The 11,739-nt window shown below is 38.6% G+C and carries 9 protein-coding genes; 8 read left to right on the top strand and 1 reads right to left on the bottom strand.

Annotated features, from left to right (window positions below):
• Positions 1–124 precede the first annotated feature (124 nt).
• From B3I52_RS00885 to B3I52_RS00860, 6 genes are all read left to right on the top strand, one after another.
• Positions 125–2,080 carry a heavy metal translocating P-type ATPase gene (locus B3I52_RS00885; protein ID WP_293297465.1) on the top strand — a complete coding sequence of 652 codons (1,956 nt, stop codon included), beginning with the start codon at positions 125–127 and terminating at the stop codon, positions 2,078–2,080.
• A gap of 29 nt (positions 2,081–2,109) precedes the next feature.
• The gene (locus tag B3I52_RS00880) at positions 2,110–2,733 is read left to right on the top strand and encodes a Uma2 family endonuclease (RefSeq protein ID WP_293297463.1); all 624 of its coding nucleotides are present in this window, start codon (positions 2,110–2,112) and stop codon (positions 2,731–2,733) included.
• A gap of 663 nt (positions 2,734–3,396) precedes the next feature.
• Positions 3,397–5,925, top strand: a complete 2,529-nt coding sequence (locus tag B3I52_RS00875) for an ATP-dependent Clp protease ATP-binding subunit (protein ID WP_293297460.1) — start codon at positions 3,397–3,399, stop codon at positions 5,923–5,925.
• A gap of 207 nt (positions 5,926–6,132) precedes the next feature.
• A complete protein-coding gene (locus B3I52_RS00870; protein ID WP_293297458.1) occupies positions 6,133–7,131 on the top strand; it encodes a fumarylacetoacetate hydrolase family protein in 999 nt (332 codons plus the stop codon).
• Positions 7,132–7,182: 51 nt separating this feature from the next.
• Positions 7,183–7,581 carry a four helix bundle protein gene (locus B3I52_RS00865; protein ID WP_293297457.1) on the top strand — a complete coding sequence of 133 codons (399 nt, stop codon included), beginning with the start codon at positions 7,183–7,185 and terminating at the stop codon, positions 7,579–7,581.
• Between the two features lie 49 nt (positions 7,582–7,630).
• Positions 7,631–8,518: a flavin reductase family protein gene (locus B3I52_RS00860; RefSeq protein WP_293297454.1), complete on the top strand. Its 888-nt coding sequence runs from the start codon at positions 7,631–7,633 to the stop codon at positions 8,516–8,518.
• Between the two features lie 202 nt (positions 8,519–8,720).
• On the opposite strand, the gene B3I52_RS00855 is transcribed toward B3I52_RS00860, so the two are convergent.
• A complete protein-coding gene (locus B3I52_RS00855) occupies positions 8,721–9,257 on the bottom strand; it encodes a C40 family peptidase (protein WP_293297451.1) in 537 nt (178 codons plus the stop codon).
• 205 nt (positions 9,258–9,462) lie between these two features.
• Here B3I52_RS00855 and accC point away from each other — a divergent pair, with 205 nt between their 5' ends.
• Entirely contained in the window at positions 9,463–10,950 is a 1,488-nt protein-coding gene (gene accC, locus B3I52_RS00850) for an acetyl-CoA carboxylase biotin carboxylase subunit (RefSeq protein ID WP_293297449.1), read from the top strand.
• Between the two features lie 74 nt (positions 10,951–11,024).
• Positions 11,025–11,612 (top strand): riboflavin synthase, encoded by a 588-nt coding sequence (locus tag B3I52_RS00845; RefSeq protein WP_293297447.1) that lies wholly within the window; start codon positions 11,025–11,027, stop codon positions 11,610–11,612.
• Positions 11,613–11,739 lie beyond the last annotated feature (127 nt).

Below are 11,739 nucleotides of genomic sequence, written 5' to 3'. Positions count from 1 at the left end.
TTTGTTTTTATATCCTATTTAACATTTTTTAACACTTTTTATTGTGTGGTGAAAAAATAATGTGACATTATTAAAACGTTATCGAACATAAAAACCTTAGTTTTGAATAATTCTAAACAAGTATATGGCACCACACCAACAGGAAACAGATAGTTGCTGCGGACATCAGCATCAACACGATAAACATACCGACGGACATGAGCATGACCACGACCATGGTGATGCTTGGTCTTTTAAAAGCTATGTACCTGCAATAGCAAGCTTGGTGCTGCTGCTTGTTGCAATCGCATTCGACCAATTATCAATTCCTTTCTTCGAGGGATATTTAAGATTGGGCTGGTATCTTTTGGCTTACATTCCCGTAGCTTGGCCCGTAATTAAAGAAGCTTATGCTACCATTGCCAAAGGCGATATTTTCACAGAGTTTCTGTTAATGGCGCTTGCAACAATCGGAGCCTTTGCCTTGGGCGAATATCCAGAAGCGGTAGCTGTAATGTTATTTTACAGTATTGGAGAGCTGTTTCAGGGGGCTGCGGTAAGCAAGGCAAAAAATAACATTAAAGCACTATTGGATGTTAGGCCAAATACAGCAACCGTATTTAGAGAGGGTAAATATATTACTGTAAATTCTAAAGAGGTTATTGTTGGAGAGGTTATTCAGTTAAAAGCGGGAGAAAAAGCTCCTTTAGATGGCGAATTGGAAAATGATAGCGCAAGTTTCAACACTGCTGCTTTAACAGGAGAAAGTAAACCAAAAACCATTAGGAAAAATGAAGAGGTGCTTGCCGGAATGCTCAATTTAGATGGGGTAAGCACTTTAAAAGTTACAAAAAAGTTCGAAGATAGTGCACTTTCTAAAATTTTAGAATTAGTGCAAAATGCCAGTGCCAAAAAAGCAAAAACCGAATTGCTCATACGTAGGTTCGCAAAAATTTATACGCCCGTTGTTTTCTTTTTAGCCGTTGCATTAATTTTATTGCCTTACTTTTTTGTAGCCAATTACGATTTTAATGTTTGGCTGTATAGGGCTTTAATTTTCTTGGTCATTTCTTGCCCTTGCGCTTTGGTAATTTCTATCCCATTAGGATATTTTGGTGGCATTGGAGCTGCCTCTGCGAATGGTATTTTGTTTAAAGGTTCTAATTATTTGGATTTAATTACAAAAGTAAATACCGTAGTTTTAGATAAGACCGGAACGTTAACGCAAGGAGTTTTTAAGGTTAAGGAAATACAAAGTGAAATTGCCGAAAAGGAGTTGGTTAGCTATTTGGCTAGTATCGAAAGCCAATCTACACACCCGATAGCCAAAGCAATTGTAGCATATGCTAATGACATTAAGCTACTGCCGGTTAAAAATGTAAAAGAAGTTGCAGGTCATGGATTAAAGGCAGAAATTAATGGAAATGAAGTTTTAGCTGGAAATGGTAAATTGCTTAAACAGTTTAAAATTGCTTATCCTAACGAAGTAGATGAAAAGGTAGAAACTACGGTTTTGCTAGCTGTTGGTGGCAAATATGCTGGTTTTGTAACCATTGCCGATGAGGCCAAGCCTGATGCAAAACAGGCAATTACCGCTTTACATGCTATGGGGGTAAACAAAATTGTAATGCTAAGTGGCGATAAAACTTCTATTACGCAAAAAGTAGCAACTGATTTAGGAATTGATCAAGCGCATGGCGATTTACTGCCCGAAGATAAAGTAACTAAGTTGGAAGCAATAAAAGCAGAACCAAATAGGGTAGTTGCTTTTGTTGGCGATGGAATTAATGATGCTCCTGTTTTGGCATTAAGCGATATAGGTATGGCCATGGGCGCTTTAGGTAGTGATGTTGCCATAGAAACTGCCGATGTAGTAATACAGAACGATATGCCTAGCAAAATTGCCACAGCCATTAAAATTGGTCGTGCCACTAAGAAAATAGTTTACCAAAATATAGGCTTGGCTTTTGGTGTAAAAGCTATCGTACTCATTTTAGGTGCTGGTGGTTTGGCTACCATGTGGGAAGCTGTTTTTGCGGACGTAGGCGTAGCATTCTTAGCCATTTTAAATGCGGTTCGTGTTCAAAAGATGAAGTTTTAGCTATTGCGCTGATTTTCTTATATTTGTATATGTCTACAACGAAAACATATCCACCTCCTAATGAGAAAGTTTACGCATTTAACGAACTTGACGAGAGTTTAACTTACAGCTATGCAAATTATCTCAACTGGCTTTTTGATGAAAGATTAGAACTGATTAAAGGGAAAATCTATAAGATGAGCCCAGCGCCATCGAGAGTACATCAAAAAGTTTTGACTAACCTATTTAGGCCAATTGCTAATTTTTTAGATGGAAAACCTTGTGATTTATATGTAGCTCCATTTGATGTGCGTTTTCCTTCGAAAAGTAAAGAGGATAAAGACATCTACACCGTTTTACAACCAGACATCTGTGTAATTTGCGATAAAAGTAAACTAGATGATAGAGGTTGTCTGGGTGCGCCAGATTTGGTGGTCGAAATTCTATCACCGGGAAATAATAAGAAGGAACTGCTACACAAATATAAAGTGTACGAAGAGTTTGGTGTAAAAGAGTATTGGGTGGTTAGCCAAAGCGACCAATACATTTTAATCTATACCTTAGATGATGAAGGCAAATATCAACCATCAAAATTATTTACGTTAAGTGAAGAAGTTAATTCTTCTGTGTTGCCAGGTTTTGTATTAAAATTGGATGATGTTTTTGAAGATTAATTTATTGATATATTTTTTCTTTGGGCAGCTTTGCGAGAACTTCCAAAACTTTGCGGTTAATTTAAACGCCTTAAACCTAAACGCCTTAAACTTTGTCAATCGTGATAGACAGTAGAATAGTAAGGTTGACAAAGTTGTTTGCGCAGGCTTTTGTTATCCAAACCCGATTGAAATGGATATACTTTTTGTTGCGTCATTTCGATGCGGTACGAAGAGAAATCTGTTAGATAGTAGCACTTAGCCAGGAGATTTCTCACATGCGTTTGAAATGACGCCGTCAGAATTCAAAAAGATTGCAACGTAAAGCGGGACTATCCTCAAATAGAAGCGCTGGTTTTGCTTTTCAAATCAAAAATCAACTGCCAAAAATTCTACTTGTCAACTAGAATTTGTAACTTTTGTCAGTAAATTACATGGTTCAAAAGCTTACACAAAACCGACAATCGAGCTGTTTCTGTATATATGATTGTAAAAATCTTATTCAAATAGGGTAACAAAAGCATCATTTAAAACATATTTATAGTGCTAGGCTGTTGTGTAATGAAATGCAAATGCACTTTAATTCACCAATATGGCGTAATTGTTGATAAAATATAAAAATCGGAACACCGTATTTATAAAACAAATTTATAGTTTAGTGTCGTCCCCGATAACATACAAATTATGGAAGCTAAATTTTCACCACAGGTTAAAGATGTGATTTCTTTCAGCAGGGAGGAAGCCCTGAGGTTAGGACACGATTATATAGGAGCTGAGCACTTGTTGTTGGGCCTTATACGCGAAGGAGATGGTATGGCGATTAAGATTTTGAAATCTTTAAGTGTTGATACCTTGAAACTTCGCCGCTCTATTGAAGAGGCCGTAAGGGGTACTTCGAGTGTTACGGTTAATTTAGGTAATATCCCATTAACCAAACAAGCCGAAAAGGTTTTGAAGATTACCTATTTAGAGGCAAAGATTTTTAAAAGCGATTTAATTGGAACTGAGCACTTATTGTTGTCTATTTTAAGAGATGATGATAACATTGCATCGCAAATTTTATTGCAGTACGGTATTAACTACGAAATTTTTAAACAAGAGGTAGAGGTTAATAAAAACGGTTTTAGAGACGAGGTACAAGGTGGTGGTACAGCTGGTGGCGATGACGATTACCAAGAGGAAGAAAGCTTTACCGCTCCGAAAAAAGTTTCGGATATTAAATCGAAAACACCTGTTTTAGATAATTTTGGTAGAGATTTAACACGTGCTGCAGAAGAAGGTAGGTTAGATCCCATTGTTGGTCGCGAGAAAGAGATTGAGCGTGTGTCGCAAATTTTATCGCGTAGAAAGAAAAACAATCCCATATTAATTGGCGAGCCTGGTGTAGGTAAAAGTGCCATTGCCGAAGGTTTGGCTTTACGTATTGTACAGCGCAAGGTATCGAGGGTGTTGTTTGGCAAACGTGTAGTTACACTAGATTTGGCTTCGTTAGTAGCTGGAACTAAATATCGTGGACAGTTTGAAGAGCGCATGAAAGCAGTAATGAACGAGCTAGAAAAATCTACCGATGTGATTTTGTTCATTGATGAGATTCATACCATTGTAGGTGCAGGCGGTGCTTCGGGCTCATTAGATGCCTCCAACATGTTTAAACCAGCTTTGGCCAGAGGCGAAATACAATGTATTGGTGCTACCACATTAGACGAATACCGTCAGTACATTGAGAAAGACGGTGCTTTAGATCGTCGTTTCCAAAAAGTGATGATTGAGCCTGCTACACCTGATGAAACCATCGAAATTTTAAATCGTATTAAAGAGAAGTACGAAGAACATCATGGCGTTACTTATACCGAAGAGGCAATTAATGCCTGCGTAGCTTTAACATCGAGATATATTACCGATAGGTTTCTGCCAGACAAGGCTATTGATGCCTTAGATGAAGCAGGTTCTAGAGTTCACCTAACCAATATCCACGTTCCTGATAATATCATCGCTATCGAGAGTAAAATCGAGGATATTAAGTTAGAGAAAAACCGTGTAGTAAAAAGCCAAAAGTACGAAGAGGCAGCTAAATTACGCGATACGGAGAAGAACTTATTGGAAGATTTAGATAAAGCTAAGGCAGAGTGGGAAGCAGAGACAAAAACTAAGCGTTATGAAGTTTCTGAAGATAACGTAGCCGAAGTAGTATCAATGATGACTGGTATTCCGTTGCAACGTGTTGGACAAACCGATAGTGCTAAACTATTGAATATGTACGATACCATTGCCGACAAAATTATTGGTCAGGATGATGCCATTAAGAAATTGACCAAAGCGATACAACGTACCAGAGCCGGGTTAAAAGATCCTAAGAAACCAATTGGTTCGTTCATTTTCTTAGGCCCAACAGGTGTTGGTAAAACAGAGTTGGCTAAAGAGTTAGCTCGTTTCATGTTCGATGCGGAAGATTCATTGATCCAAATTGACATGAGCGAATACATGGAGAAATTTGCGGTTTCTCGTTTGGTAGGAGCGCCTCCGGGCTATGTGGGTTATGAAGAAGGTGGCCAGTTAACGGAGAAAGTTCGTCGTAAACCATACTCGGTAGTGTTGTTAGATGAGATTGAAAAAGCACACCCCGATGTATTTAATATCTTGTTGCAGGTATTAGATGAAGGTCAGTTAACCGATAGTTTAGGTAGAAAAGTTGATTTTAGAAATACCATCATCATCATGACATCAAACATTGGTGCACGCCAATTGAAAGATTTTGGTGCAGGGGTAGGTTTCTCTACAACAGCTAAAACAAGTCAAACCGAAGCGCACAGTCGTGGTGTAATAGAAAATGCTTTAAAACGTGCTTTTGCGCCAGAGTTTTTAAACAGAATTGATGATGTAGTGGTGTTCAATTCTCTTGGTAAGGAAGAAATCTTCAAAATTATCGATATCGAATTGAGAGGTTTATTAGGAAGAGTACTTTCGTTAGGCTATCAAATTAAATTGACCGATGAGGCCAAAGATTTCATTGCCGAGAAAGGTTTTGATAGCGCTTTTGGTGCTCGTCCGTTAAAACGTGCCATTCAAAAATATTTGGAAGATCCAATAGCCGAGGAAATTTTGAAAGGAGAAGTGCACGAAGGCGATACACTCGAAATAAATTACGACAAAGAAAAAGAAGAGATAATAGTTGTCTCCAAGGGGAGTAGCAAGAAGAAAAAGAAAGAAGCTTAATATTTAAAACACAGCCCACAATTAAAACAATTGTGGGCTGTGTTGTTTTGTTAAACCATAAAAAGCCGCAATGAAATTGTTAATTGTGAACTGCTTTGTGACAAAACTTTTATAGCTTTGACCGCATCCAACTATAAGCCATCTCCAATAGCTATTGCTCCATTGAGAGGTGGATATTGACATCGCTAACTAAAAATATTTATAAAAATGAAGCTTGTATCCTATAAAACAGAAGATAAGGAGCATTTAGGGGTTTACGCTAATGGTCATATCTACAACCTTAATTCTTGTGATAAATTAATACCTGATAACATGAACGCTTTCTTGGAAGGTGGCGAGCCTTTAATGGAAAGAGCAAAAAAAGTTAATCAGGATATTTTAGATAAAAAACTTTCTCCCAAAGAAGAAGTTTTTTATGAGCTTTTGGCACCAGTTCCGCATCCAACTTCGTGTAGAGATGGCTATGCTTTTAGGCAGCACGTTGCTGCGGCTCGTAGAAATCGCAAGGTAGATATGATTGCCGAGTTTGATCAATATCCAATTTTCTATTTTACCAACCATAACGCTATTCAAGGTCCGGGCGAAATTGAATGTATGCCAGATCATTTTCAAAAATTAGATTTCGAATTGGAAATAGCTGTGGTAATTGGTAAAAAAGGCCGTAACATTAAAGCCGCACAAGCTGATGAATATATTGCCGGTTACACCATTATGAACGATATGAGTGCCCGCACTTTGCAAATGGAAGAAATGTTATTAAACCTTGGCCCTGCAAAAGGAAAAGACTTTTCTACCGTAATTGGACCTTGGTTGGTAACGCCAGATGAGTTAGAGCAATATAAGGTAGCCGCAAAAGACAACCATGTAGGTAATAATTATAACCTAAAAATGACCTGCAAGGTAAATGGTATAGAGGTTTCTAGCGGTAACATGGCCGATATGGATTGGACCTTTGCCGAAATTATTGAACGTTGCGCTTACGGCGTAGATATATTGCCAGGCGATGTGATAGGTTCGGGAACTGTGGGTACGGGCTGTTTCTTAGAGCTAAACGGCACAGGCTTGCTAAACGATCCTAACTATAAGGTGCAATGGTTACAGCCCGGAGATCATGTAGAAATGGAAATTACCGGCTTAGGCGCATTGAACAACAATATCACCAAAGTAGATACAGATTTTTCTATTCTAGCACTTAAGAAAAGCTAGTGTTGGAAGGTTGAAATGTTGGAAAGTTGTCTGGCATAACTTGTAATTGTAATGGCGAAGATAGAAAGGTTTGAGGACTTAGAAGTTTGGCAACTTGCTAAAGAAATAGCAGTTGAAATTTATCGCATTTCCGATTTAGAGCCTATAAAATCTGATTTTGGGTTAAAAGACCAAATTAGAAGAGCTGCGATGTCATTGTCTGACAATGTAGCCGAAGGCTTTGAGTATAACAATAATCCAGATTTTGTAAGATTTTTAGTGTATGCGAAAGGCTCATCTGGAGAGTTAAGGAATAAGCTTATTATTCTGAAAGAATGTGGTAAATTAAATCAAGCGGATTTTGATATTTTGTATTCAAAGAGTATTGATTTTTCTGCAAAAGCTAAAAGCTTCATCAGTTATTTGAAGAACTTTGAAGCACAAAAGAAACTAAATGCCAAGAACAAATAACTTTCCAACCTTTCAACCTTTCAATTTTTCAACCTTTCAACCCAAAACCATGCTAACACTAAAATGCGAAGACCTTTCTCCAATGCAATTGCAAAACTATTTGCAATACGCCATTGCACCGCGTCCAATATGCCTAGCTTCTACTATAGATGCCGAGGGAAACGTTAATCTCAGCCCTTTTAGCTTTTTTAACCTGTTCAGTACTAATCCGCCGATCTGCATTTTCTCTCCAGCACGTAGGGTACGAGATAACACCACTAAACATACTTTAGAGAATGTAAGGGAAGTTGGCGAGTGTGTCATCAACATTGTAAATTATGCAATGGTACAGCAAACCAGCTTGTCGAGCACAGAGTATGGCAAAGGTGTTAATGAATTTGAAAAAGCAGGCTTTACAATGGAGAAATCGCATTTGGTAAAGCCTCCAAGGGTTGCCGAAGCGCCAGTGGCTTTAGAGTGTGTAGTAAATAAAATTATCCCTTTGGGCGACCAGCACGGTGCCGGTAATTTAGTTTTGGCAGAAATTAAAGTTATCCATGTTAACGAAGAAATTTTAGATGCAGATGGAAAAATTGATCAGCATAAAATTGATTTGGTAGCTCGTTTGGGCGGAAATTGGTACAGTAGGGTAACGCCAGAAAGTTTGTTTACCGTTCCGAAACCTTTAACCACATTGGGAATAGGGGTAGATGCTTTGCCAATTTCGGTACGTCGCTCTAAAGTGCTTACGGGCAATGATTTGGGTTTGCTGGGTAATGAAGAACAACTGCCAACTGAAGAAGAAATTGCCAGTATACAAGGTAATGCCAATGTGAAAGATATTTTAGATGCAACCATTGGCGACGAAACCAATCGAGAAAGAGAACTTCACGAGTTTGCGAAAGCGCTAATTGCCTATGGCAAGGTTAGAGAGGCGTTAAAAGTGTTGATGCTTTAGTTAACTCGAAAGTCAGTAAAGCCCGTAAGTTGTAAAGTAGTCGGAAAGCTTTTAGTCAGTAAAGTCCGAAAAATTATGCCAGAAGTCTGGAAAGTTAGCAAGACAGAATGCGTGTTATAGTAGAGCCTAATCGACTTTAAATCTGCGAAGAAAATCAGTGTAAATCAACAGGAAACTAACCCCGTAATACCTAACCACTATATTACTCCATTACGGTAACCGCTTTTAAGAAACGGTTTTTGTAGTAACCTTCTAAGTTAGTAATGGTTACGCCCTTGGCTTTGCCAGAAGAAGAGTGAATAAACTTGATTTTGCCATCTTCATCGATAGAGTAAATAATCCCCACATGTCCTGGTCTTCTTACCTTAGCGTTAGAGCCGGTAAATACTAATACATCGCCTACTTTAGCCTCGGCAAGTTTTACTGCTTTGCCTTTGTTGGCAAAATCTGCAGACGAACGAGCGCCACTAAAACCAAACTGCTTATAAACGTAGCTTACAAAACCAGAGCAATCGAAACCAACTTTAGGGTTACTAGAAGCATAACGATACCTAGTACCCAATAAAGATTCAGCAAAGCTCATGATTTTGGTTGATGTAGAATTGGCCACTTCTGGAAGGTGGTTAATTACTTTTTCCATCATCTTTTGATATTGCATCGTTAAAGACACATTATCTTGTGCCATGCTGTTAAAAGCAAAGCCACCAATTAACAAGATGATTAAAAGTACTTTCTTCATGTTTGTTTCAAACATACTTAAAAAAGCAAAAGGTTGTATGAAATGTGGAAAACTTGAAACTTGTATAAGCTTTTTTGGTATAAACTATGCCTAGTTAAAACCGATTGTTTAGAAGCTAATTACTTTTCATCTTTTTACTTTTTTTCTAATCAACAATGAAAAAAAATAATCATCTTGTGACGTTTCAGCTTAATTAACTAAGTAGATGAATAAAATACTGATAGCCAATAGGGGAGAAATAGCACTTCGAATTATGCGTTCTGCAAAAGAAATGGGCATAAAAACTGTAGCCGTATTTTCTGAGGCAGATAGGAACGCCCTACACGTTCGCTATGCAGATGAAGCCATCTGTATTGGCCCTGCAACATCTAATCAATCTTATTTGGTTGGTAGTAAAATTATCGAAGCTTGTAAATTAACAGGGGCCGAAGCTATCCACCCCGGGTACGGCTTTTTGTCAGAAAACCCGGCTTTTGCGCAAGAAGTAAAAAATGCGGGGTTAATTTTAATAGGCCCAACGCCACAGGCCATGGAAATTATGGGCAATAAGCTCTCGGCCAAGGCTGCGGCATTGAAATACAATATCCCTATGGTTCCCGGAACGGAAGAGGCCATTACCAACGTAGAGGAAGCTAAAACTCGTGCAGTAGAAGTAGGTTTTCCTATTTTAATTAAAGCTGCGGCAGGTGGTGGTGGTAAAGGAATGCGCATTGTAGAAAAAGTGGCAGATTTTGAAGAACAGATGCAATTGGCGGTAAGCGAAGCTACTTCGGCTTTCGGCGATGGAGCTGTTTTTATCGAACGTTATGTTACCTCTCCTCGCCACATCGAAATACAAATATTAGGAGATACGCACGGAAATATCGTACATCTTTTTGAGCGGGAGTGTTCTATCCAACGCCGCCACCAGAAAGTGGTAGAAGAAGCACCGTCATCCGTACTTACCCCAGAAATTCGCGAGAAAATGGGCAAATGTGCGGTAGATGTAGCTCGTTCGGTAAACTATGTGGGCGCTGGTACAGTAGAATTTATTTTAGACGAAAATCTAGATTTCTTCTTCCTAGAAATGAATACACGTTTGCAGGTAGAACACCCGGTTACCGAAATGATTACCGGCCTAGATTTGGTGAAAGAGCAAATCAAAATTGCCCGCGGCGAAACTTTAAGCTTTAAACAGGCAGACTTGAAAATCAACGGTCATGCTATGGAATTACGAGTTTATGCAGAAGATCCGTTGAATAACTTTTTGCCAGATATAGGCACGCTGCAAACTTATCAAACCCCAAAAGGTTACGGCGTACGTGTAGATGATGGCTTTGAGCAAGGCATGGAAATACCGATTTATTACGACCCGATGATAGCCAAACTCATTACCTATGGCAAAGATCGAACCGAGGCAATAGACCGAATGATTAGGGCCATAGAAGAATATGACATTACGGGCATACAAACTACTTTGAACTTTGGTAAATTTGTAATGCAGCATCAGGCCTTTGTTTCGGGCAAGTTCGATACCCATTTTGTAGGTAAATATTTTACACCAGAAAGCCTTAAAAGTGAAAATGAACAAGAAGCCATGATAGCGGCAATAGCGGCGGTAATGTTGTTGCAAAATCAAAAAAAAATAGCGCCACCATCAGCCGCTGCAACTGTACAAAAAAGCAATTGGACGCAAAATAGACGAGAATACTAGGGCAAAAGTTAAAACTCAAAAACGGTACGCAAACAAAATTTTTAACTTTTTATTTTTGCCTTTTAACTTAACACATGTTTACAGGAATAATAGAAACTTTAGGCACTGTCCAAAATATACATAAAGAAGGCGATAATATTCATTTTACCATCGCATCAAATATTAGTAACGAACTAAAAATAGACCAAAGTGTAGCCCATAATGGCGTTTGTTTAACCGTAGTTAAACTTGGTGAAAATACCCATACCGTAACCGCTATTAACGAAACTTTGCAGAAAACCAACCTAGGGTATTTAACCCTAGGAGCAAAAGTAAATTTAGAGCGTTGCATGCAAATGAATGCTCGTTTAGATGGCCACATTGTGCAAGGGCACGTGGACCAAACGGCCACCTGTATTTTAGTAAACGAGCTAGCCGGAAGCTGGGAGTATAGGTTTAAGTACGATGCCTCAACAGGTAACGTAACCGTAGAAAAAGGCTCGGCCTGCGTAAATGGTATTAGTCTAACTGTGGTAAATTCGGCTCACGATGAGTTCTCTGTTTTTATTATTCCCTACACGCATGAACACACTAATTTGCAGGATGTGAAAGTTGGCGATACCGTTAATTTAGAGTTCGATATTATTGGGAAATACGTAGCACGTTTAATGGCTAAACATTAATTTATGGAAAAGTACGTCGGTAGCGTTTGGCAAATGTTGCCCCGCTTTTCGTTGCTGCCGATAAAACCTGTGCAACAAGCAAGCATACCTTTTAAAAAATAAAAACAGATGCTTAAATCGGCATTCA

The organism is Pedobacter sp. UBA4863, from assembly GCF_002399615.1.
In the GTDB taxonomy this organism is placed as follows: domain Bacteria; phylum Bacteroidota; class Bacteroidia; order Sphingobacteriales; family Sphingobacteriaceae; genus Pedobacter.
Note: the sequence above shows the minus strand (reverse complement) of the source record. Positions and strands in the feature narration are given on the sequence as shown.

Bases quoted from the DNA above. Each gene is read 5' to 3' on its own strand.
- B3I52_RS00885 (WP_293297465.1), top strand. From the start codon at position 125: ATGGCACCACACCAACAGGAAACAGATAGTTGCTGCGGACATCAGCAT.
- B3I52_RS00880 (WP_293297463.1), top strand. From the start codon at position 2,110: ATGTCTACAACGAAAACATATCCACCTCCTAATGAGAAAGTTTACGCA.
- B3I52_RS00875 (WP_293297460.1), top strand. From the start codon at position 3,397: ATGGAAGCTAAATTTTCACCACAGGTTAAAGATGTGATTTCTTTCAGC.
- B3I52_RS00870 (WP_293297458.1), top strand. From the start codon at position 6,133: ATGAAGCTTGTATCCTATAAAACAGAAGATAAGGAGCATTTAGGGGTT.
- B3I52_RS00865 (WP_293297457.1), top strand. From the start codon at position 7,183: ATGGCGAAGATAGAAAGGTTTGAGGACTTAGAAGTTTGGCAACTTGCT.
- B3I52_RS00860 (WP_293297454.1), top strand. From the start codon at position 7,631: ATGCTAACACTAAAATGCGAAGACCTTTCTCCAATGCAATTGCAAAAC.
- B3I52_RS00855 (WP_293297451.1), bottom strand. From the start codon at position 9,257: ATGAAGAAAGTACTTTTAATCATCTTGTTAATTGGTGGCTTTGCTTTT.
- accC (WP_293297449.1), top strand. From the start codon at position 9,463: ATGAATAAAATACTGATAGCCAATAGGGGAGAAATAGCACTTCGAATT.
- B3I52_RS00845 (WP_293297447.1), top strand. From the start codon at position 11,025: ATGTTTACAGGAATAATAGAAACTTTAGGCACTGTCCAAAATATACAT.